Origin of the sequence: Pseudomonas sp. KU43P, from assembly GCF_033095865.1 — a bacterium.
Lineage (GTDB): Bacteria > Pseudomonadota > Gammaproteobacteria > Pseudomonadales > Pseudomonadaceae > Aquipseudomonas.
The window spans coordinates 4371359-4393258 of record NZ_AP019365.1; the positions used below are offsets into that span (position 1 = coordinate 4371359).

A 21900-nucleotide genomic window follows, 5' to 3' on the forward strand; every position below is an offset into this window, starting at 1 on the left:
CCGCCCTCACCGCAGGTCAGGATTTCTCTGCGCTGCCCGACTTGTAAAAAATCGCCAGTATGCCCAAGGGAACGTAGGCAATCAGCACGCCGACCAAGCCATCCAACCAACCTAAGGCAACCGCTACTGCCAACGGCAGCAGCCACAACAGATCAATGAACAGAACACCCAGTGTCACCGGCAGATGGCGACCGTTACGGCGGGCGGCAAATTGATAGCCATGGCTACGATGAGCCTCATAGACCTTTTCGCCTCTCGCCAGACGGTGGACCAGGGTCCAGGTGGCATCCACGACAAAAACGCCAAGCAAGATCAACCAACTATAAAAGAGCGAAGGATCTGCCCAGGCCGCCTGAATCGATAGAGCCCCGATCACCACCCCAAGGAACCCACTCCCTGCATCGCCCATGAAAATTCTTGCTGGCGGGAAATTCCAGATCAGAAAACCTGCAACGGCGAAAGCGAGAAGCAACGGCGCTCCCCCAAGCGCTGCGTGTCCAGTGAGCCAGTAGATCAGGGCCCCACCGGTACACACGACAATTGCCTCCACGCTGGCGATACCATCGATGCCGTCCATGAAGTTGTAAAGATTGAGCATCCACACCAGATAAAAGGCGGCAAGCACATGCCTGATCCAACCGAGTTCAACAGCAGTCCCGAATACATCAAGAGGGGGAAAACCGCCGACCCAGATCAATAACCATATTGCAGCGAGAAAATGGCCAAGCAAGCGCCATCGCGCTGCGATGTGCCCATGATCATCAAGGAAACCGAGAAGAGCGATACCAGCACCTGCCCCGATCAACCCCCACCCCCAATGCTGGTCGATATGGCCAGATACCAGCATCCACAGCAGGGCCGCCAGGAATGCAGCGACGATCGCGACACCTCCCCCTCTTGGCGTGGGCAGGGTATGCGAACTACGGGCATTGGGCACATCCATCAGCTTTGCCGTCAGCGCATACCGACGCAGGCCCCACGTGGCAATGAATGACAGTATCAATACTGCCAAGGATGCTATAGACCAGATCATCATTTAAACGGAAACCCTTTCCAGAACCCAATGCTGTTATCAGCGTTATTATGCGAATTCCCGGCGCTCATTTAGCTTTTTTGTGCCGATGAATGAATTGCCGGCCAGCCTCCTGCAGCGCAGCAGGTGTCGTGTCTTCGGGGCGCCATCCAAGCAACCGACGCGCTTTGGACGCATCGATTTGAAGTGAGCCACAAAGCTGATCATACATATTTGCCTTGCCCAGGAGCCCTAGCGCCACCCTGAGCAGAGCGGCAGGACATGGGATAAGCAGCGGACGCTTTCCCATGCCTTGGCAAAGGCTCGTGACCATGTCGGCAGTGGAAACATCCTGGCCATCTGCAACCAGAAATAATTCGCCTGCAGCGCCAGGGTGGTCGATGCACAGCTTCAGGAAGCCCACCATGTTGTTTCGTGAGATCAGGCTTCGCGAGTTACCGACATGACGCAACGGCAGGGGAAATCCTTTGGCGATAAGCCGCATGAACCTTCCGAAGTTCCCAGGCGCATCACAAGCGTAAATCAAAGGAGGCCGGACGATCACCAGCTCCATTCCCTTGGCTTCCAGTTGAGCAGCCAATTCGATTTCGGCTTCCAGCTTTGATATCGCGTAGGGGGCATGTGGTTGCGGAGGACTTGCCTCTGTAAATGCACACTGTTCCGTTCGGTTGCCATTTACGCCAATGGAACTGACAAAAACAAAGCGCTTTACGCCTGCACTGAGTGCGCGATTGGCCAAGCGGGCTGTGGCATCGCGGTTTGCTTCTCGAAAGGCTTGAAGCGGATTTTCTGCCTCATCGTTCAAGACATGCGCACGCCCCGCAAGATGAATGATGCAGTCAACCTTTGGGAAGTCATGGGCGAGCGAATCTGCATGGGTCAGATCCGTTTCGATATATTCAACCGACGGAATCCGATTCTGAATATGCCTCACGATACCGACAACTGAATAACCCGCCCGGACAAGCTCACTGCACAGGCTCTCTCCGACGAAGCCTGAAGCCCCCGTTACCATCACTCGCTTCATGTAAGCCGCCCATCCTCAAGCCCAGCCAACACATTCATGGCTAACCGCTCGTAGGTATAATGCTCCAGCACTGCAGCATGTCCGTTATGCCCCATCTCCCGCAGTTGCGCCTCGGATAATCCCAGAAGCCTGGACACAGCTGCAGCGATATCTTCTGCAGAGTCAGGATCAGCCGTCACCCCGCAGCGATAATCACCAACAGGATCATTACCTGCTTTGCAGGCAAAGATGATCGGTAAGCCGACCAGCATGTAGTCCCACAACTTGTTCGGGCTTACGCCAAATCGGAAAATTGGCTCGGACTTGAGCGAGATGTATCCTGCCGATGCCAGCTTCAGTGCAGCCATCACGGCTTCCTTGGGTTGCTGATCGAAGAACTCGATCAATCCACTGGCATCGCTCGCTGCGATCTCCTTGAGCTGCGCCTTGCGCTCTCCTTTGCCCACAAGGATTATTCTGATGGGCACCGCGCTTCCCACCAGCAGCTTTGCAGAACGCACCAAACCTTCCAGTGCGTTAGGCTCACCGTGTGCACCCGCATAGATAATGACAAAAACACCCTGCTGCTTGAGACTCGCGACATGCTGCACGAAAGCGTTGGCGTGCATGTCGGAATGCGAGCAGATATCTGCGCTGTCTACGCCATTGGGTATCCAGAGAAACTTTTCCGCACGCAAGCCCTTGTCGACCATGTGAGCCTGCGCACAGGGCAGCAGGCTAATGACCTTGTCGGACCTGGCATATGCAAAGCGCTCTATCCAGCCAGTAACACGCACCAGAGGATTTGTCGCCTTCAGCCCGCCGAGTTCGATCAGACTCAAAGGCCAGATATCCCGCACTTCGAAGACGAATTTCGAGCCCAAGCAACGTGCGGCAAGCCAGCAGCTGATCACACCGAATGGATGAGGTGAAGAATAGATGATCGCGTCTGGTCGCCCCTGTTTGAACGCTTTAAACAAGCAGAACGGAAACAGCATCAAGGCAAATACGAACATGGAGAGCATTCTCCCCACACCGTTGCCCAGGTAGCGCAGTGTCGGCACGTACGAATAATGCGCTCCGTTTACATGCTGCGTCCCCCGTCGCTTCTCGTCAGGCTCAAGCAAATGGTGATAGCTTGCTGTAATGACGGTTGATTGGTGCCCTGTCTGATTCCAAAACTTAGAAAAATAATAAGGGCGCCAATACCGACCGATTCCCGGGCCGCCTGCGTAGGGATGTACATACCAGACATTCATGAAACTAGCTATATCCTATATTGGATGCGTGAAACCGGGCTTCAGAGCCGAGCCAAGGTATCGGCAATTCTGGAAGCTGCTTGCCCCCCACCGTAAAGCTGGCCATCATCCTGAATCAGCTTGCCCATGCTGGTGCTTACAGACGCCACGATCTTTTGTTGATCTGCACCTACCAGGACGTTGGCCCCACAACTTACCAACTCGACCCATTCAGTCTGGTCACGCATGGTCACGCAAGGCTTACCGAAGAAATACGCTTCTTTCTGAACGCCGCCACTATCGGTGAGCACCAGGCCACAACGCTGCAACAGTCCGATCATCTCCAGATAGCCAACTGGATCGATGACCTGTACTTCCAGCTTCAGTCCCAGACGCTCGATCACGCCGCGGGTACGAGGATGCAGCGGAAGAATGACAGGTGCGACGTTACGGTTGATCTCGTTCAAAGCCTGGACAATCGACGCCAGTCGAACAGGATCATCCGTATTTTCAGCGCGATGCAAGGTGGTCAAGACAAAGCCTTCCTGCTGATCGAGACCGATGGGCGCTGTAGCACGCTGCGCAAAGAACATCGCGCTGTCCTGCATGACGTCCCCAACATTCAGGATCTTGATCGGCTTTTCCTCAAAGCCTTCCTTGCGCAGGTTTTCGACTGCAACATCGGTTGGGCAGAACAAGATATCACTGACCTGATCGGTCAGGATTCGGTTGATCTCCTCGGGCATCCGCATGTTATAGCTGCGCAACCCAGCCTCGATATGAGCGGTGGGAATATGCAATTTTGCAGCAGCCAAGGCGCCGGCCAGGGTAGAGTTGGTATCGCCATATACCAGGACACGGTCTGGTTTCTCTTTCAGCATGACGGATTCAATTTCCATCAGCATGCGCCCTGTCATCTGCCCATGAGTCCCCCCGTGAATATCGAGTTGATAGTCAGGCTTGGGAATGCCGAGCTGTTCGAAAAAAATGTCCGACATATTGGCATCAAAGTGCTGGCCGGTATGAACGATGACTTCCGAAAGACTGGACTGCTCAAGGATCGCCTTAGAGACTACACTTGCCTTGATGAACTGCGGGCGAGCACCGATGATGGTCAAAACTTTCATTCAAATTCTCACTTATTCAGTAGATCGGAGTAGAACTGCAACAATTTGCGCCCTTCCAGATCCCAGTTATAGCGTTCGTTGACTGCGCGCTGGCCATTTCGTCCTAGCGCTGCCGCCTCATCCGGGTGCGTCACCAGGTAGTCGATTGCCTCGGCAATGGCAGCAGGCTTCAAGGGGTCTACGCAAAGCCCACAATTGCTCCCCTCGATGATCTCCCGCCAGAGTGGAAAATTCGAAGCGATTACCGGAATGCCCGATGACATGTACTCGAACATCTTGTTGGGCTGAGCATCGATGTGATTGGGCAACGGGTGGAATGTCACCAGCCCCGCTACCGAGTTGCCCAAAACCTCCCGAACCTCATGGCGATCTAACTGCCCATGCTCATTGACAGCTTTCCAGCCATCCAGCGTTCTTGCCTCACGCTCCACGGTCGGTTCGGAAAAACGCCCTACCAGGTTCAAGCGTGCAGATGTTTTCAATAATTCAAGACTATTGATCACTTCACGAATACCGCGGATGGAAGTTATACCACCGACGTAGCAAACCTCATCCTTTTTACTGGTCCAAGGCACCATGGCATCTAACTCACCCAACATGGGGAAGTTGTTAATATCCAAAACATTGCCATTGATGCTTTTAAACTTATCACGGATGTGCGGCGTTGCAGTAAGAATGGCATCCAGCTTTCTACAGGCGTATTTCTCATAACCCGAGAACAAAGCGGCCACTACCCGGCGCGCCAATGGCTGCAGATACGGTTTGCTCAGCAACTGCTTAGGCACATCTTCGTGCGAGTCAAAAATTACTTTCGCGCCGCTTTTCTTCAACCTGCTTCCCAAGGGTATGAGCTCAGGATCGTGCAGGTGATAGACATCAGCACTCAGGGCCAACGCGCGCTTGAGTACATTACGGGTAGTTTTGAAAATCCGATTCAGACGACCGGGTAGTGTCCCCACATCCAGGATCTGTACACCGTCCTTGACCTCATCGCCCTTCCCGTCGGCCACAACCAGATAAACCTCATGCCCGCCCTGGGCTAGCGTTCTGCATTGTTTGCGAAAGATCCGAATGTCATAACGGGAGTGAACCGAGGTCAGATGAGCAATTTTTGCCATGTCAGTTCCAGCCCTTAGGAATAGACATTGATGCGTCGACCCAGCAGGCGCTGAATCAATAACTGAAGTTTCTTCGCCCCCTGCTGTCGCGAGTCCCAATTGGCGAAATCGGAATAGTCGTGAATCGGCGCATTCATCAGCTCATCAAACTGGGCCTTGCTGATGCGCATTTTTTTGCAAAAATACTCGATATCCAACTGCAATTCCGCTGCATCGTAAAGGGGCTCGGCAAGCTTGTCCAAGGCTTCGTCACGCGTCATCTGCCCGGACAGGATCATGCTCGAGTAATGCAGCTTGCGCTTGTCGTAACCAAATTTGGTGGGCAAGTAATAGTTCTGGAACAGCTTCGTGAATATGGACTCGCCATGTTTGCGCGCATAGGAGCGGTAGCCGATCGTCTCCTGCAAGAACGCTTCCGCCTTCGCCTTGTCATAATTCATGAAATTCAGAGGGCGCACCGTACGCATTCCCTTGACAAAGGGATACCAAAAATAGTAATTCAAAAAACTGATGGTTTTGTAATCCTTGAGTGGCCGCTCGCCATACTGTTTGTGAATGGCTTTCAAGTTGATAGCGTCCATTGCGCTGCCGTGCCAGGTGTCAGGGAACACCGCCTCGGTAGCGAGATTACCACCACTGAGAATGTACTTGATATTATTCTCTACCGCGAAGTGATACATACTAGCGAAAAACGCGTGATCCTGCGGTACATCTTGGTTGGCGACAGCAGCTTTCATATAAGCCAACTGCAGATCACGGACTTCCTCCCAGTTCATGACATGGGTGTGCAGGTCATAGCCGCAATACTTGATAATCTTTTCAATATTGCTTACGGCGAGTTCACTGTTCCAACCTGCATCCACATGCACAACCAGCGGACGCAATCCCATGTCCTTGACCTTAACTGCAAGGTAAGAACTGTCTACCCCGCCACTGAGGCCAATGATGCAGTCGTAATCCTTGCCCGCACCTTCTTTCTTGATCTGATCGACGATTTTTTGCAGACGCTGCTCACCGCTCGCATCGGTGAAAAGCTGTTTGGACTGGACGTTGTCAAATTTATGGCAGTGATTGCACACTCCCGCATCATCGAACACAATTTCAGCGTCAGATGTATCCATGACACAGCGCGAACATACCTTGACCACTAACAACCTCCTGAAACGATTTTCTTCGGCTTGGCTCGCGGAACTCCCACCACCCATGCCTGAATTCTTATGACAATAGAGGCACTGTACAGCCTGCCAGGCGAAGGCGCTAAGAGGCTGGTACGCTACCTTTCGGATATTTGAAGCTTACCCGGCACTCAACCTGTTGATGTCTGGATAACTTATGAGCACAGCGCGGTGCTTGCCGTGGAAAACAAAAAGACTTCCCGCGGCCACGGCCGAGACGCCAGTACGCTCAAAGAGTTCGATCAGATCCGCCGTAGAACCCGCACCACCGCATGCAATAACGGGAACGTGCACCTGTGAAACGATGCTCTCCACCAATTCGGTGTCAAAACCCTTTTGTGTACCGTCACGGTCTACAGAGTTGAGGAAAATTTCACCCACGCCCGCTGACTCCAAAGCCTGCGCCCATTCTACAGGAGAACGCTTGGTGTCCTTGCTGCCATTTTCCGAGTATACCGAATACCCCCCCCAGAATCCCTTGCGGCAGTCCATGGCCCCCACAACGCTTTGCGAGCCGAACTTGTCAGCGATTTGCCGAATGAGCGTCACATCGTCGAGCGCGGCAGTGTTGATGGATATTTTTTCTATGCCGAGGGCAAATACCCTCTCCGCCTGTGCCAAGGTCTTGATTCCCCCCCCGTAACAGATCGGCATGAAGCACTCACCGGCCACCTCGGCGATGAGTTCGTAGTTGGGCTCCCGCTTCAACTTCGAAGCTTCAATATCAAGCAACACTAATTCATCGACTTCTTTTTCGTTGAAGATACGAATAGCATTAATGGGGTCGCCGACATACTTCGAATCCTTGAACTTCACGGTCTTCACCAGGCCGCGATCCTTGAGTAACAAGCAGGGAATGACGCGCCTCCTCACCATCAGACCAACTCCACGAAATTCTTGAACAATTGCATACCAAATTTGTGGCTTTTTTCCGGGTGGAACTGGAAGCCAAAAATATTGTCCTTGACCACAGCGGCGGTGAACTGCTGGTCGTAATTGGCCGTCAGCAGGGTATTCTCTGCGTGTCGTGGCAACATGTAATAACTATGGACAAAATAGAAACGGCTTAGCTCATCGATACCTGCCAGGATGGGATGCCTCAACTGTGGAGCGACTTCATTCCATCCCATATGCGGGACCTTGCGCCCGTCACGCTTTTCGAAGCGAACGATGTCCATGTCGATCCAGCCCAAACCAGGCTCGCGCCCCTCTTCAGAACCATTGCCGAGCATCTGACTACCCAGGCATACACCCATCACCGGCTTACGCTTGTCCAGCACTTGTTCGTTCAACGCTTCTATCAGGCCACTGTTGCGCAGTGTCTGCATGCCAGCATCGAACGCGCCTACGCCAGGCAAAATGAGCTTGTCGGCGCGCTCGATATCTTCACGGCTGTTCGATGCCTTGGCTGTAGCACCCACTCGCTTCAGCATATTCAAGACTGAAGCAATGTTCCCTACGCCATAATCAACAACGATGATCACTTGGCATCTCCCTTGGTGCAGTAGAAGGACATCCAAAAATAGATGAAATACATGATTGCATAGCCTATGGAGTAGAACCACAGCACCGAATCCACGCTATCCAGCAGGAAAAAGCATGCAAACGTCAAGGCCAACAGAGCCACCTGCCAGATCAGGTCCAGGTTCTGCCGCTGTGCGATGTAGATCGTGTAGCTGAGGGGGCTGACGACGAATCGCATGTAAAACAGCGGAATCATCAGCACTGCGTAGCGCCCCGACTCGGCCCAGGCGTCGCCAAAGATGAAGCCGAATGCCCATTCGCCTACAAACCAGAAAGCTATGAACGGAGGAAGCGCGAGCACCGCGAGCAGCTTGAACGTCTTGATAAAGATGGCTCGGCAACTTCCCGTCTCGCGGTAGTCGCGGGCAGCCTGCTCCTTGAAGACATCAAGCACAGAAGCGGCCAACAAGGAGATAGGAGCCCCCATCATTTTCAGGGTCAACGCGAACCAGCCCGCAGTTTCTCCACCGAACTTCGCCGCCAAGAGTACCACCGGAATCTGGCTGGCGACCGTATTTATCAGGTCGGCAGGCAAAGAGAATCTAGGGAAATTGATGTATTGCTTCGCGACTTGACGCACCGAACTCCAAGGTGTAGCAGCACAAGCCACGATGAGCGGCTTGCCGACCCAGATCGCCGCTAACGCCGTAGCCGCGACGACACCAATCAATTGTCCATATACCAACCCGGATACGCCCCCGGCAAAATAAGCTGCCGAAACCTGGGCAATGGCAATACAAGCCGCGAGGCTGATCCGCGCGATCCCCAGCCTGTTAAAGGACTGCTGGTAGGTGAGCAATGACACGACCAGCTTGTTCGCACCTAACCCTAACGAAACCAGTGCCAGCGCGAACCAGTAACTACCGACCACCTCAGGCACGATGCTCCACACCCGTCCAGCCAGGACTGCAAACACGGCGACGAGGGTGGAGATCAGTAAAATCAGCTGTAGAACAAGCTTGAGAACGGCGTGGAATTCAGCCGGCTCAGCAGTAGAGAAAATCGCGAGTTCATAACGTCCCGTCACCACTACAGAAAAGATAGTAGCGAACGAAAGCCACACACTGAATGCTCCCATTTCTGCCGGCGAATACAAACGCACCAGCAGAAACGTGACACCAATGGTAATAAGTTGCGCGCCAAGTGTGCCCACCAGCACGCGCGCCACACGCCCGATAAAGCCTGCGCTCATGAAGACATCCTCGATGACACTTTAAACGGAAACGAAATGAGCATCATGACAAGCAACATCACGAACACACCTGATCCCAATAACACGGTCAACAAGGACTGTTCCAGAATCTTGGTGGTAAACAGCAAGGCGATCGGTATGGCGATAAAGGCATGGTACCTTGAAAAGAGAAAATTCATGATCATAACGATAGCCGCTACGAATAACGACTCTGTCACTACACCTATATAACCCAACTGCATGTAGGCAATCGCGAAAAAGTTCACGTTTGCGTTCATGCTCGGGTTGTTGAATACCTCGGTACCTAAACGGAACGTCAGCGTCTCAGCACGCCCCTGCCCGACCAATGCCCCTAGCAGGGTGTCGCTGTAATAATTGGCGCCAAATTCCGCGACGAACTGATTCACAGCACCTAGCAAGGTGGAGGGAACAATAAATGCCCGCCGCAATAGGTAGTCGTTCAGGAATGAGTAACCGAGCACTTCGTGTTCCAAAGCCCCCATCAGGAGTAGCGACAACAGCGCACCGATCACCCAGGAAACCCTGACCTTGCCAAACCGACGGAAGTACATCATCAAGCCATAGATCAGGAACAACACGATAAACGGATACTTTTGACCGAACGCGCCCCACAAGATCAGTACATTGACCATCCCCAAGGCGATATAGAGCCACTGCCGCTTGTATACCCCCCAGGCAAGCAGCACTGGGAAAAACGCCTGAGTGCCAATCGAAGCAAGGTATCCATTGGCTGAGCCGGCAGCAAATACTTCCCTCGCTGCAGCCCGTCGCAGGTATTGCCCCGAATAATCCAGTGAGAAGTAGCCTGCACTCTTCGCAAGTATGAAAGCCAGCACCGCCAAATTGATTACCGACAACAGCGCTAGTACTCGCCTTCCTTGATCTTCGCGCGGTGGACTTTCACTCGAGTGAAACCTAATTTTGTTTACCGTACCGATGATCAGAATACCGATGAGTACCGCCAATGACGCACCCGACCACGGCTCGGCACCCAGCGAAAACTGATTTGCCCCGTTCAGCACCAATGCATGTGGAACAAGAACCACAATCAACAGCGTAACCAGTAGATCACCTGGCCTACGTATCTCAGCGCCACACAGCAATGCACATACGAATGCCAGGACCATCAGATATGAAATCAGCCCGAAATCGACTGGCTTCTTTGCCGCCCCCATATATTCATAGAGAATGTATATGTAATTGTTGTTCACCCACACCACAGCAACAAAGTAGGCGAACAGCAAGAAAGCATTGAACAGGAGAGACCTGTCGACTCGAGCGAGAACGTACATCCGTTAATTCGTCAACGCAGCACAAATGGTAGCGACGGACACCTCATCCAGATACGGATGCATAGGCAGGCTCATCACACGCATTGCAACCTGGTCACCGATCGGCAGCAACGCGTGCTCGTCCGCTACCGCTGGTTGCTTGTTGAGCGGGATGGGGTAGTGAACCGCAGTGGGTACGCCAGCAGCCTGCAGCCGCTTCTGGACAGCATCGCGATCATCCACTTGAACAGTATATTGCGCATAAGCGCTGACGTTACCGACCTCAATATAGGGCGCAGAGTCGATGCCGGCTTGCTTGAGCGCTGCGTCATACCATCCCGCCACTTGCTGGCGCAGTGCGATTTCCTCTTCGAAAATCTCGAGCTTGGGCAGCAGAATAGCAGCCTGCAGCGTATCTAGACGGCTGTTCACCCCCACACGGATGTGGTGATAGCGACGGTCCTGGCCGTGGCGAGCGATCTGGCGAATGACAGTGGCCAGCCCTTCGTCGTTGGTAAAGATTGCACCGCCATCGCCGTAGCAACCCAGCGGCTTGCTCGGGAAGAAACTGGTGCAAGCCACAGTGGTCAGGTTGCACGAGCGCTTGCCCTTGTAAGAAGCACCAAAGCTCTGCGCCGCATCCTCGATCACAGGGATGCCGTACTTGGCTGCAATGGCGTTGATCGCATCGTAGTCGGCACACTGGCCATACAGCGATACCGGGATGATGGCTTTGGTACGCGGGGTAATCGCAGCCTCGAGCAGTTGCGGGTCCAGGTTGTAAGTGCGTGGATCGATATCCACGTACACAGGCTTGGCACCCAACAACGCAACGGTTTCCGCGGTCGCAATATAGGTGAAGCCTGGTGTGATCACCTCATCGCCTGGGCCAATGCCCAGCGCCATCTGCACAATCTGCAAGGCATCAGTGCCGTTGGCGCAGGTGATGCAATATTTGGCGCCCACGAACGCAGCCAGTCGATCTTCCAGCTCCGCAACTTCAGGGCCAAGAATGTACTGACCATGGCTCAAGACACGCTGGATGCCGGCGTCGATCTTGTCCTTGATGCGTGCTTGCTGGCTTTTCAGGTCAATGAATTCAATCATGCTCAAACATCCATCTTGTTCAGTTGTTTGCCGTTCAGGACGTAGCGCGCCCCAGTGTGCGAGCAGATGGCTTCCCCCTGCTCACTCAGTTGCAATTGCTCGCCGAACTCACTCATCCAGCCAATCTGTCGGGCCGGCACACCCACCATGAGTGCGTAGGCAGGCACGTCCTTGTTGATGACCGCGCCAGCGCCGACGAAGGCGTACTCGCCAATGGTCACGCCGCAGACGATAGTGCAGTTGGCCCCGAGCGTCGCACCTTTCTTGACCAAGGTGTCCCGATACTGGTCCTTGCGCTCGATCAGGGAGCGTGGGTTGTAGACGTTTGTGAACACCATGCTGGGGCCGCAGAAAACGCCCTCTTCGAGTGTCACGTTGTCGTATACCGAGACATTGTTCTGGACTTTGCATTGATCGCCGATCACGACTTTGTTGCCCACGAAAACGTTCTGGCCAAGTGAAACACCGGCCCCGATCCGAGCGCCCCCACACACATGGACAAAGTGCCAGACACGGGAATTGTCCCCGATCTGTGCTCCTTCATCGACGATCGCACTTGGATGCTGATAGAAATTCATGGCTTCAGGCTCACATTGGGCTGAGGTTGATCGAAAGCTTGCTGCAATTGCTGCGCCGCATAGCGCCCATAACGAGTAGCGCCCACCTCGTTGAGATGGTGACTGTCACGATAGATCAGCACCCCCTTTTCATACGGGGCAGCTGCAAAGAATTCACTTTTGGAAAAATCCAGAAAACGTGCGCCTGGCGTGCGGTCGACAATGTCCTTTACCTGCTGGTTGGCTGCCTGCCACTGAGGATTTAAGGTCAATGGCGCCGGCAGACCTAGCTCGGTAAAGCGTCTCACCCGCTGGACATCCGTCTCGAACATCGGTACCTGGGCAAGCACTACAACGCTCTTGTTCGCTCGGGTTATGGACAGCAGATAGTCGGCCAGCGCTTTGGTGAATGGCGCGCTTTGCATCTGATACTGCCACATGCCTGCAACGATCACCTGCTCTACCTTCGGCAGCTCTCGTGCTACTGCCTGGATCTGCTCAAGGCAGGCTTTTTGCGCCCACCGTGGCAGGCGCTCAACATCGAAACCGGGAATCGGAACGCAACTGCTGGCAGTAAGTACACGATAAGCAACCCCCTCCTGCTTGCCCACTTCATCAAAGAAGTAGTTCAACTGGGCAGCATGACTATCGCCTATGACCAAGGTAGAAACGTCAGCATCGGGCTTGCCCCGTTTGCACTCACCCACCCAGCTCCCGTGGCAGATCGCTTCTGCTGCCGCATAGCGAGTCAGCTCGACAGGTAATGGGTCAACCAAAGACTCGTTCACTCGTGGCATACCCCATGCCAACAGCACAAGCACACTGGCGGCGATTGCCCACTTAGGTAACTGCCGTAAGAAGCCGGAAGCCTTTCTGACCGGAGTCTCAACAAATCGGTAGGACAGCCATGCCAGCCCAATAGACGCGGTAACGAAAAACAGCAACCAGGCTGACGTCAGCTCGTACTGCCCAGTGTAATAGCGAATGAATGCAAGAACTGGCCAATGCCACAGATAAAGTGAGTAGGAAATTCCACCCAGCCAAACCATTGGCCGCGTGGCAAGCAGCGTGCTTACCGGGCCTCGACGCGCCGCGATGATCAGCCCTGCGCCAACGCAAGGCAGAATTGCCCACAACCCTGGGAATTGTTGCTTTTCAATGACCAGTAACGCACACACCAATAGCAGCGCCCCGAGTACACCTAAGGAACTGGCGAACCTGGTATGCAACTCTCGCTGGCGCATCAGCAGGGCGACGACAGCACCAACCATAAACTCTGGAATCCGGGCCAGCAGTGCAAAGTACAACTGCTCACGCGCGCCACCGAGCGCTCGGTAGCCAAGCCAGGCAAACAAGGCGACCGCCAGCAAAGCAAAAACCGGTAGCCGCCAATGCCTTGGAAGACAAACGATCAATAACGGGAAAAACAGGTAGAACTGCATCTCGATGGCCAGCGACCAGGTATGCAGTAACGGCAGCTCATCAGCGCGCGGTGCAAAGTAACTACCAAAGCCAGCGAAATAATGGTTGCTCGTAAACTGCGCCGAAGACTTCAGGCTTTCGAAGAAGAATGCGAAATCAGCGGGAACAAACAGGATCGCCGACACGACACCAACGACCGCCAGCATCACGAAATACGCTGGCAGGATGCGCTTGACTCGGCTCGCGTAGAACGCTGGCAGGTCAATCCTGTCGCTACGCTCAGTCAACAACGCCGTGATGATGAAGCCGGAAATGACAAAGAAAACATCGACGCCCAGGTAACCGGCTTTCAACCAGCTGCTATTGGCGTGATAGAGCAAAACCGCCAGTACTGCGACTGCACGCAAACCTTGAACATCCAGGCGAATACCGCGCTTCATGTGCGTTTCACCCGTATCGTCCGGCTTATTGAAATTATCGTTCGACACGCTGGCTGGCGATCCTGCTAAAAACTAAAAAAAGGGTGGCGAGACGCCACCCCTACTGCGTATTGCGCGTCAGCGGTAAAGCGCCTGGACAAACGGATGCCCTTCGTTGTCCGCCGCCGCAACAATCGGTGCGCTACGAATGGTATTGACGGTTTCCACGCAGTGACGCGCATCCTCGATGCCGTAACCACGGCCGGCGAGAATCTCTTCGTAGCTGGTGGTGTGCAGGTCGGTGAAGCCTTCGGAGAATTCCATCTCTTCGCCGTTGACGGTGATCGAACGGTAGGTTGGCTTCTTGCCCTTGACCGAATCTGGCAGGTCGTTGGCATCGACCGACAAGAACCAACGTACGCGCGCTTTTTCGTATTCCAGGTAACCGGCAGCCTTGTGCTCGGAGGTGAAGTGAACAACGTTGCGCTGCAGCTTGCCGAAGATGAAGTGCAGCATGTCGTAGAAGTGCACACCGATGTTGGTGGCAACACCGAACGACTTGCGAGGGTCACCTTTCCAGCTCTGCAGGTACCACTTGCCGCGGGAAGTGATGTAGGTCAGGTCGACTTCATACTTGTGCGGGTTGTTCTCACGGGCGACCTTGTCCTTCAGGGCAATGATTGCCTGGTGGTGGCGCAGTTGCAGGATATTGAACAGGCGTTTGCCGGTTTCCTGCTCGACCAGGGCAAGCTGGTCCAGTTGCTGCGGGGTCGGCACCAGCGGCTTCTCGCAAATCACGTCACAGCCAAGGCGCAGGCCTGCGGCGATGTGCGGATGGTGCAGGTAGTTGGGCGAGCAGATCGAGACGTAGTCCAGGGCGGTTGCCGGGTCGCGCTTCAGGCCATGGGCGTGGTCGAGGAAGAACTCGAACTCGGTGAAGAACTCGCTCTGCGGCGAGATGCTGTCGATGATGCCGACCGAGTCATTGATGTCGTACGCAGAAACCAGGCGATTGCCGGTGTCCTTGATGGCGCGCATGTGGCGAGGAGCGATGTAGCCTGCAGCACCGATGAGAGCAAAATTTTTCATGAGGCTTCCTTTGAAGACGAATGATTCCGCCTGCCCCATCAGGGGCAAGGCGGATCAATTTGCTGGCAACGCCGATCAGGCCTTGATGATGTGGGCGGTCGGCGTGCGGTACTTGCCGCGGCTGTCGACGATCAGCTTGGCCTTGGCTTCGATCAGGGCGTAATCGAACTTGTCGTGGTCGGTGGCCAGTACCACGGCGTCGAAGCTTGCCAGGTTCTCGGCAGTGAGCGGTTCGCTGCTCAGTTCGAAGTGGTGCTCGCGCATTTTCGGGAACACAGGTACATGCGGGTCGCTGTAGGCAACCACGCCGCCTTTGGCTTCGATCAGTTCCATGATTTCCACGGATGGCGACTCGCGCATGTCGTCCACGTTCTTCTTGTAGGCGATGCCGAGGACCAGCACGCGGCTGCCCTTCAGTGCCTTGCCCGCGTCGTTCAGGCCATCCATCAGCTTGCCCAGCACGTACTCGGGCATGGCCTGGTTGACTTCACCGGAGAGCTCGATGAAGCGGGTGTGCAAGCCGTATTCGCGCGCTTTCCAGGTCAGGTAGAAAGGGTCGATCGGAATGCAGTGACCACCCAGGCCCGGGCCTGGGTAGTAGGGGGTGAAACCGAAAGGCTTAGTCGCCGCAGCATCGACAACTTCGAAAATGTCGATGCCCATGCGGTCGGCGACGATCTTCATTTCGTTGACCAAGCCGATGTTCACGGCACGGTGGATGTTCTCCAGCAGCTTGGTCATTTCGGCTGCCTTGGTGGAACTGACCGGTACGACCTGGTCGATCGCCTGCTCGTAAAGGGCGATACCTACTTCCAGGCAGTTGGGTGTATGGCCACCGATGACTTTCGGGATGGTGCGCGTTTCGAAGTTCGGGTTGCCCGGGTCTTCACGCTCTGGCGAGTAGACCAGGTAGATGTTCTCACCTACTACAAGGCCACCTTCCTGTACACGTGGCAGCAACTCTTCTTCGGTGGTACCAGGGTAGGTAGTGCTTTCCAGCGAAACCACCTGGCCGGCGCGCAGGTATGGCTTGATCGCATCGGTGGTATTGATCACGAAGCTCATGTCTGGCTCGCGATACTTGTTCAAAGGCGTCGGTACACAGAGGATGAGTGCATCGCACTCGCTAGCACGCTTGAAATCAACGGTGGCTTCAAAACCGGTCTCACGCGCCTTGGAGATGCTGGCAGCGGGGATATGCTCAATGTAGCTTTGGCCCGCGTTGAGCTTATCAACTTTGCTTTGATCAATATCAATACCGAGCACGTTGAAACCAATGGCGTTGTAACGCAGCATCAGCGGCAACCCGACATAACCCAGACCTACGATGCCAATCAAGGCCTGCCGGCTTTTGAACTTTTCTACCACCGCATTCATATCTGTCATGCTTTCCAACTCACCTTGAATTTACTTGCCCGTTTCACGACTGCATAACGGGTTATTGAACCTTCATCGATTCATTCGTCAGTCGAGTGAATCCATTCGGCGGCAGCGTGCTGTTGCCACGCTGCCGCGAAAAAAGCGCTCGGCCCATCTCGCCAGGGAAAGCAGCACACTGGCTGCCTATAATGAATGGCGCCACAATCATAGGCGGTTAGGCTGCCGTGTTCCATCAGAGTTTTCACTTGACATACAGGCCCGAAAACACCGGCAAAATAACATCACTCAGCAAGCCCTCAGGCCTAAGCACCTGCCAGCCGAGCGCTCGGATTCTGGGATACGTCATCCGGCAGGACACGGTGGGCTGAGCCTTTGATTTCAAGGACTCGCAGCTGCCGCAAATGATCCTTGAAGGCACCACGCAGCAAGGCGATGACCACCCCGAAAACCAATCCACCGATCAATGCGGCTAGGACGATAAGTGTTTTGCGTGGCTTGATCGGCTTGCTGGATGCCACTGCACGCTGGTCGACACTGACCAACTGCAACCCTTTTAGCTGAGTATCGACCGCCTGCAAGCGGGCGCGCTCGACTCGCAGCGCTTCGATGCCCTCGAGAAACACCTCCTCGCCGGCCCGAGACTTGATGGCCTCGACCTTGCGATTGGTCGACAGCATGATCAATTCCTTGCGTATCTGGCCGATCCGGGGCTCGACAAAATCATCGGATGAACGTTTACGCAGAGCAGAACGCTCAGCTTCAAGCACTTCAGTACCCATGAAGTACAGCGGCACGGGGCGACCATTGACTTCCGTGCGAATTACACTGCCGGCTGCGACTTGCTCATCAGCCATTAACGACGGGGTCGAGGGTCTTTTCAAGCCCAGGCTTCTGGCAATACCGATCGCCTCGTCAAGTTCTGCCAACCGTGCCTCGCGCCGCAACTTCAACTCCGCACGCAACGCCCTGAGCTCATCGTTCAATTGCGCACGTTTGATGGCGTCGGCTTCTTCAAGGCGGGCAATACGACTTTCATTGCCAACTTGATACTCCGATACTGCAGAGTTCAGTTTCGCATCGATTTCTGCCAAACGGTTGGCACGAATAATTTCCATATCTGTTGAAATCTGAGCACGCTCGCGCTCCACTGCGTAATCGACAAAATCATTGAGTATGCCGGGGCCGTCAATTGCTTTCTCGTAACGCATTCTCAGGCCGATGAAGTCGCTGAGCAAATCGGTTTTCTTCGGGTCGGCCTGCACTACGCTAAGCGCCGATTTATTGAAGTCGTCAAACGCCTGCTCAAGACTCTGGCCCTCAGCTTGAAAGAAATCAACGAGGTCGGGCCTTGAGCGAAAAAAGTCCAGGCGCGCGTTGTAGGAATCCAACGTGGCACCGACCCTCTTCAATGCATCGGTCGGAGGCAGCGTGTAGATTTTCGAGCGGTTGAGGGCGTCCAGCTGGTTCAACGCGACAGGCCTAAGCGTTGTGGACGTCTCGTAAACAGGCGTGATCGTATAAGCGATTGCAGCCCCGATGACCGCACAGGCAACCGCTATTCCAACGATGAGCACGCGCCTGCGCCAGAGTGTACGGAAAATACGGAAAAGGTCGATTTCGCCAGAAACGGCCGTAGAAGGGACGCGTGCGATACTGTTCATTGCTTGCCTGCATTGCAGTGGGTTTAACCAAGACAGGCAGGGCAGATCAGCATCGTGCTCGCTCTTCCAGTAATCCATGTCATCGGCGACGAAGGTGCATTGTTACACCTTCGGCAACCGACAACAACGATTTGCGACCAATTCTCAGCGAAGAAGTTCCCCACCGCTCGTCGCCTTGCGCTGCAACCAGAAATCTCGGCTGAGCGCCACCAGCACACCGAGCCCTACACCCGCCAGGATCGATAGCAACAGGATGATGGCTTTTCGCGGCTTTACCGGTTTATCAGGCTGAGAAACTGCACCGTCCTGTTGATACATAGCAACCAGCGACGGGTCAATTTTCAGGTTACGGAGAAAATTCAGCTTTTCTTGCGTTTCCCGTAAATCGGGAATGAACGGGTCATCAGATGCGCGAGATTCAAGGTTGGCGATCTCCCCTTCCAACGCCTTGGATCCGCGCATGTAGGTCAGCGCCCCGCTCATGCCTGCGGACACCTCACCGGACAGCGTATCGGCAATGATGGGTGGTTTTTCCAGGCCGATTGAACGAGCGACCCGCAGCGCCTCCTTGAGTTGCGCTATCTGATCGGCGCGCTGGCTGCTAGCACTGGCCCGCGAGGCCTTGATCCGCTGCTCAAGGTTGTCGGCCATGATCGAAATATCGCTCCGAGCACCACTAAGCAGCTCGTTCTTCGCCCGCTCCGCTGCCATTTCCGCGTAGTTGGAAACCCAAGTTGCCGCCAGGCGCGGATCTTCCACGTTCGCCGTAAGCACATACAGATCAGGCGTGTCCTTACCCGCCTGGGCGACCTTCATCATGCTGTTGAACTGGGCATACAAAGCGTCCCGCGAGCCGGCTCGCTCCTGCTCGGTGAGCGTGGGGAGAAATTCATTGCGGAAGAATTTGTCACGCACCGCTTCAGACTGCAGGGCCCTGAGGTATATGTTGTATACGTCTTTGACGCCGAGCGGGGCCAGCCCAGTGTCCTGACCCCGCCCGAAGTTGAGCTGAGCAATCTCATTCTGAGAAGGTGGTTGAATGTAGAGTTTCGCCTCATACACGGGCGATACAAGCTTGATGTACGCAACGCCCAACAAAATGATCGGTACTGCTACCAGCCCCACCCAAATCTTCTGCCGCCAAACGCCTTGCACAAGCTCAATCAGGTCTATCTCGTCGCTACCACTCAGGCGCTCGCGTTCATTGCGCATTTAGTCTTTTTTTCCTTGGGTCCGTCTGATTGCGTTATCAAGAAGCCCCGCCTCCGCCCCCGCGGAAAGCGGTCTAGCCCTCCCAGCTCAAGCGTAGCGGCATTTTGCCAACATGCCCGCCGCACCCCACTCACTTCGCATTAATCAGTGTTCGAGGGAACCTTCCCACAGAAGTTCCTCACTTTTCGACAGGCATCGCACCTCCCGCCCAATGGTCATTGCGCTATTGTGACGCCCACCTCATTTCCCTCATGCTCAAATGCACCCTTCAGGGCCCGGGCCAGCGCCTGCTTCGCTCGCATTTCACCATGCACCAGCACCACACGTCGAGCCCCACAACCTTGCGCAAACCTCACTAACCCCGCCTGATCCGCATGCCCCGAATAACCGCCCAATGTCGCCACCTTGGCCCGAATGTCATACATACCCCCATCCAGGTCAATCTGCACAAAACCCTCCGCACCCTCACTCGCTTGAATCACTGCGCCCGGGGTACCCTTGGCCTGATACCCCACGAACAGCACTTCATGCCGTGGGTCGCCCAGCATGGCCTTGAGGTAATTGACGATGCGGCCTCCTGAGCACATGCCATTGCCGGCGATGACAATTGCTGGGCGCCCGGTACTTTTCAGGTAGTTGACCACCTGCTGGTGGCGGGCATGGGTGTCGACGCATACCAGCTGATTGAACCCTAGCGGGTCGCGCCCTTGGCTCATCAACGCCTTGGCCTCGTCATTCCAATAGACATGTAGTTGCCGGTAGACGGCGGTAATGCGTTGCGCCAACGGCGAGTCGAGGATGATTGGCAGTTGCGACCAGGCGAAGGTGCCGCCCCCGGGTATCACGGGAGGGTCACCCAGCAATGCCTTGCGATGGAGGATGGCTTCTAGCTCAAACAGCAATTCCTGAGTGCGACCCAGGCTGAAGGCGGGAATCAGAATAGTGCCGCGGTCTTGCAGAGCGCGCTCGATGATTTGCTCGAGCTGCTGCTGGCGATTGCTGCGGTCTGAATGCAGGCGGTCGCCATAAGTACTTTCCAGTACCAGCAGGTCTGCTCGCTCTGGTGGCTGCAGAGGGCGCAGCAGCGGGTTGCCTTCGGGACCAAGATCACCGGAGAAGACGATGCGGTGATTGCCCTTTGACTGGACCACCTCGCACTCCACGTAAGCAGAACCCAGCAGATGGCCGGCGCGCTGAAGGCGGATCTGGCACGTGAGGCTGGGCTTGTCGACCACAGAGTGCCATTGCCCGAAGGGAATCGGCACGATCAGCTCGGCAATGAACGCCAGGTAATGCGTCACCTGGGCTGGCTCGCTGCTGATGGTCAGCTTGTACGCGTCCTCAAGGATCAGCGGGAGCAACTTTGCAGAGGGCTCGCTGCAGAGGATGGGGCCGCGGAAGCCCGCGGCAAGCAGCGCGGGGATACGACCAACATGGTCGAGGTGCACATGGGTGACAACGAGGGCCTGGATACCCGCCACGTCAAAATCAAGCGCGGTTGACGCGCCGCAGGGCGCTGCGTCCGCCCCCTGCTCCATGCCGCAATCGACCAGCAGACTGGTTACTGAATCCAGGTGGAGTTGGTGGCAAGAACCTGTAACGCCGCGGGTGCCACCATGGTGGGTAAGGCTGGGAAATTGCATACTGCTGAACGCTCGCCTGGACCGTTGAAGGGGCGCCCATTACTCCATTTCGCAGGCTGCACGCACAGGCGTCGCTTCCTATATAGCTGCAGGAATTTGCCTTAATTACCGTCCAATACCGCCTGCCGCGCTGATGCCCGAATCTTGCGCTTGCTACGCTGCACGCCGTAAGCACCGAGCAAAGGCCCCACCGCCAGGCCTACCACAAGGGCTGCCAGCACCGGCACCGCTACCGGCAAGGCTGGAGCCGACCAGCCAAACAATACCAGCGATACGGCCTGCTGATTCTCCAGCACGAAAAACAGCACTACCGCCGCCAGCAGCAGTACGAACAACGCCGCCAGGGCGCGCTTGAGGTTACGCATCAAACTGCTCCTTCATCGCTCAGGGGTGCTCGTGTTCTTCTTCGTTAACCCGATCACGCAGCTCCTTGCCCGGTTTGAAGTGCGGCACGAACTTGCCTTCGAGCTCGACCGACTGGCCGGTCTTGGGATTGCGCCCAACCCGCGGTGCGCGATAGTGCAAGGAAAAGCTGCCAAAACCACGGATCTCGATACGATCACCAGTGGCCAGGCATTGGGACATCTGTTCAAGCATGGTCTTGATGGCCAGCTCTACGTCCTTGGACGAAAGCAGCCCCTGATGGGTGACAATACGTTCGATCAGCTCCGACTTCGTCATATTTTTCCCTTCGTTATCAAGCAG

General features: G+C 55.1%; 20 protein-coding genes. All 20 read right to left on the reverse strand.

From position 1 onward, the window contains the following. Nucleotides 1-16 precede the first annotated feature (16 nt). A complete protein-coding gene (locus KU43P_RS20025; RefSeq protein ID WP_317659178.1) occupies nucleotides 17-1036 on the reverse strand; it encodes a glycosyltransferase family 4 protein in 1020 nt (339 codons plus the stop codon). 64 nt (nucleotides 1037-1100) lie between these two features. After that, nucleotides 1101-2060, reverse strand: a complete 960-nt coding sequence (locus KU43P_RS20030) for an NAD-dependent epimerase/dehydratase family protein (protein ID WP_317659179.1) — start codon at nucleotides 2058-2060, stop codon at nucleotides 1101-1103. After that, nucleotides 2057-3298, reverse strand: coding sequence for a glycosyltransferase family 4 protein (locus KU43P_RS20035; RefSeq protein ID WP_317659180.1), 1242 nt, complete (start codon nucleotides 3296-3298; stop codon nucleotides 2057-2059). Before KU43P_RS20035 ends, KU43P_RS20030 begins: the two co-directional genes overlap by 4 nt. Nucleotides 3299-3339: 41 nt before the next feature. Beyond that, on the reverse strand, nucleotides 3340-4404 hold the full coding sequence (gene wecB / locus KU43P_RS20040) for a non-hydrolyzing UDP-N-acetylglucosamine 2-epimerase (protein WP_317659181.1): 1065 nt from the start codon (nucleotides 4402-4404) through the stop codon (nucleotides 3340-3342). Between the two features lie 8 nt (nucleotides 4405-4412). Continuing rightward, nucleotides 4413-5522: a glycosyltransferase family 4 protein gene (locus KU43P_RS20045; RefSeq protein ID WP_317659182.1), complete on the reverse strand. Its 1110-nt coding sequence runs from the start codon at nucleotides 5520-5522 to the stop codon at nucleotides 4413-4415. Between the two features lie 14 nt (nucleotides 5523-5536). Further along, on the reverse strand, nucleotides 5537-6670 hold the full coding sequence (locus KU43P_RS20050; RefSeq protein WP_317659183.1) for an N-acetyl sugar amidotransferase: 1134 nt from the start codon (nucleotides 6668-6670) through the stop codon (nucleotides 5537-5539). Nucleotides 6671-6817: 147 nt separating this feature from the next. Beyond that, nucleotides 6818-7573, reverse strand: a complete 756-nt coding sequence (locus tag KU43P_RS20055) for an AglZ/HisF2 family acetamidino modification protein (RefSeq protein ID WP_317659184.1) — start codon at nucleotides 7571-7573, stop codon at nucleotides 6818-6820. Continuing rightward, nucleotides 7573-8181: an imidazole glycerol phosphate synthase subunit HisH gene (gene hisH, locus KU43P_RS20060; RefSeq protein WP_317659185.1), complete on the reverse strand. Its 609-nt coding sequence runs from the start codon at nucleotides 8179-8181 to the stop codon at nucleotides 7573-7575. Before hisH ends, KU43P_RS20055 begins: the two co-directional genes overlap by 1 nt. Beyond that, nucleotides 8178-9413, reverse strand: a complete 1236-nt coding sequence (locus KU43P_RS20065) for a lipopolysaccharide biosynthesis protein (protein WP_317659186.1) — start codon at nucleotides 9411-9413, stop codon at nucleotides 8178-8180. Before KU43P_RS20065 ends, hisH begins: the two co-directional genes overlap by 4 nt. Beyond that, entirely contained in the window at nucleotides 9410-10726 is a 1317-nt protein-coding gene (locus tag KU43P_RS20070; RefSeq protein WP_317659187.1) for a hypothetical protein, read from the reverse strand. The genes KU43P_RS20065 and KU43P_RS20070 overlap by 4 nt, the downstream gene beginning before the upstream one ends. Nucleotides 10727-10729: 3 nt before the next feature. After that, nucleotides 10730-11812, reverse strand: a complete 1083-nt coding sequence (locus tag KU43P_RS20075) for a DegT/DnrJ/EryC1/StrS family aminotransferase (protein ID WP_317659188.1) — start codon at nucleotides 11810-11812, stop codon at nucleotides 10730-10732. 2 nt (nucleotides 11813-11814) lie between these two features. Then, the gene (gene wbpD / locus KU43P_RS20080; RefSeq protein WP_317659189.1) at nucleotides 11815-12390 is read right to left on the reverse strand and encodes a UDP-2-acetamido-3-amino-2,3-dideoxy-D-glucuronate N-acetyltransferase; all 576 of its coding nucleotides are present in this window, start codon (nucleotides 12388-12390) and stop codon (nucleotides 11815-11817) included. Beyond that, entirely contained in the window at nucleotides 12387-14231 is a 1845-nt protein-coding gene (locus KU43P_RS20085) for an acyltransferase family protein (RefSeq protein WP_317663871.1), read from the reverse strand. Before KU43P_RS20085 ends, wbpD begins: the two co-directional genes overlap by 4 nt. 117 nt (nucleotides 14232-14348) lie before the next feature. Further along, a complete protein-coding gene (gene wbpB / locus KU43P_RS20090; RefSeq protein ID WP_317659190.1) occupies nucleotides 14349-15299 on the reverse strand; it encodes a UDP-N-acetyl-2-amino-2-deoxy-D-glucuronate oxidase in 951 nt (316 codons plus the stop codon). Nucleotides 15300-15374: 75 nt separating this feature from the next. Further along, nucleotides 15375-16685 (reverse strand): UDP-N-acetyl-D-glucosamine 6-dehydrogenase, encoded by a 1311-nt coding sequence (wbpA, locus tag KU43P_RS20095; protein ID WP_317659191.1) that lies wholly within the window; start codon nucleotides 16683-16685, stop codon nucleotides 15375-15377. Between the two features lie 296 nt (nucleotides 16686-16981). Continuing rightward, nucleotides 16982-18418 (reverse strand): Wzz/FepE/Etk N-terminal domain-containing protein, encoded by a 1437-nt coding sequence (locus tag KU43P_RS20100; protein WP_317659192.1) that lies wholly within the window; start codon nucleotides 18416-18418, stop codon nucleotides 16982-16984. 66 nt (nucleotides 18419-18484) lie between these two features. Continuing rightward, nucleotides 18485-19552 (reverse strand): LPS O-antigen chain length determinant protein WzzB, encoded by a 1068-nt coding sequence (locus tag KU43P_RS20105; protein ID WP_317659193.1) that lies wholly within the window; start codon nucleotides 19550-19552, stop codon nucleotides 18485-18487. Nucleotides 19553-19767: 215 nt separating this feature from the next. Beyond that, nucleotides 19768-21195, reverse strand: a complete 1428-nt coding sequence (locus KU43P_RS20110) for an MBL fold metallo-hydrolase (protein WP_317659194.1) — start codon at nucleotides 21193-21195, stop codon at nucleotides 19768-19770. Nucleotides 21196-21296: 101 nt separating this feature from the next. Then, nucleotides 21297-21560 carry a LapA family protein gene (locus KU43P_RS20115; protein ID WP_317659195.1) on the reverse strand — a complete coding sequence of 88 codons (264 nt, stop codon included), beginning with the start codon at nucleotides 21558-21560 and terminating at the stop codon, nucleotides 21297-21299. A gap of 19 nt (nucleotides 21561-21579) precedes the next feature. After that, entirely contained in the window at nucleotides 21580-21876 is a 297-nt protein-coding gene (gene ihfB / locus KU43P_RS20120) for an integration host factor subunit beta (protein ID WP_012313292.1), read from the reverse strand. Nucleotides 21877-21900: the final 24 nt, after the last annotated feature.

What these genes read in the sequence shown, in the direction of transcription:
- KU43P_RS20075 (WP_317659188.1), bottom strand. Translation starts at nt 11,812, where the DNA reads ATGATTGAATTCATTGACCTGAAAAGCCAGCAAGCACGCATCAAGGAC.
- ihfB (WP_012313292.1), bottom strand. Translation starts at nt 21,876, where the DNA reads ATGACGAAGTCGGAGCTGATCGAACGTATTGTCACCCATCAGGGGCTG.
- KU43P_RS20100 (WP_317659192.1), bottom strand. Translation starts at nt 18,418, where the DNA reads ATGGATTACTGGAAGAGCGAGCACGATGCTGATCTGCCCTGCCTGTCT.
- KU43P_RS20105 (WP_317659193.1), bottom strand. Translation starts at nt 19,552, where the DNA reads ATGCGCAATGAACGCGAGCGCCTGAGTGGTAGCGACGAGATAGACCTG.
- wbpB (WP_317659190.1), bottom strand. Translation starts at nt 15,299, where the DNA reads ATGAAAAATTTTGCTCTCATCGGTGCTGCAGGCTACATCGCTCCTCGC.
- KU43P_RS20025 (WP_317659178.1), bottom strand. Translation starts at nt 1,036, where the DNA reads ATGATGATCTGGTCTATAGCATCCTTGGCAGTATTGATACTGTCATTC.
- KU43P_RS20035 (WP_317659180.1), bottom strand. Translation starts at nt 3,298, where the DNA reads ATGAATGTCTGGTATGTACATCCCTACGCAGGCGGCCCGGGAATCGGT.
- KU43P_RS20110 (WP_317659194.1), bottom strand. Translation starts at nt 21,195, where the DNA reads ATGCAATTTCCCAGCCTTACCCACCATGGTGGCACCCGCGGCGTTACA.
- KU43P_RS20030 (WP_317659179.1), bottom strand. Translation starts at nt 2,060, where the DNA reads ATGAAGCGAGTGATGGTAACGGGGGCTTCAGGCTTCGTCGGAGAGAGC.
- KU43P_RS20045 (WP_317659182.1), bottom strand. Translation starts at nt 5,522, where the DNA reads ATGGCAAAAATTGCTCATCTGACCTCGGTTCACTCCCGTTATGACATT.
- wbpD (WP_317659189.1), bottom strand. Translation starts at nt 12,390, where the DNA reads ATGAATTTCTATCAGCATCCAAGTGCGATCGTCGATGAAGGAGCACAG.
- wbpA (WP_317659191.1), bottom strand. Translation starts at nt 16,685, where the DNA reads ATGACAGATATGAATGCGGTGGTAGAAAAGTTCAAAAGCCGGCAGGCC.
- wecB (WP_317659181.1), bottom strand. Translation starts at nt 4,404, where the DNA reads ATGAAAGTTTTGACCATCATCGGTGCTCGCCCGCAGTTCATCAAGGCA.
- KU43P_RS20085 (WP_317663871.1), bottom strand. Translation starts at nt 14,231, where the DNA reads ATGAAGCGCGGTATTCGCCTGGATGTTCAAGGTTTGCGTGCAGTCGCA.
- KU43P_RS20115 (WP_317659195.1), bottom strand. Translation starts at nt 21,560, where the DNA reads ATGCGTAACCTCAAGCGCGCCCTGGCGGCGTTGTTCGTACTGCTGCTG.
- KU43P_RS20065 (WP_317659186.1), bottom strand. Translation starts at nt 9,413, where the DNA reads ATGAGCGCAGGCTTTATCGGGCGTGTGGCGCGCGTGCTGGTGGGCACA.
- KU43P_RS20070 (WP_317659187.1), bottom strand. Translation starts at nt 10,726, where the DNA reads ATGTACGTTCTCGCTCGAGTCGACAGGTCTCTCCTGTTCAATGCTTTC.
- KU43P_RS20055 (WP_317659184.1), bottom strand. Translation starts at nt 7,573, where the DNA reads ATGGTGAGGAGGCGCGTCATTCCCTGCTTGTTACTCAAGGATCGCGGC.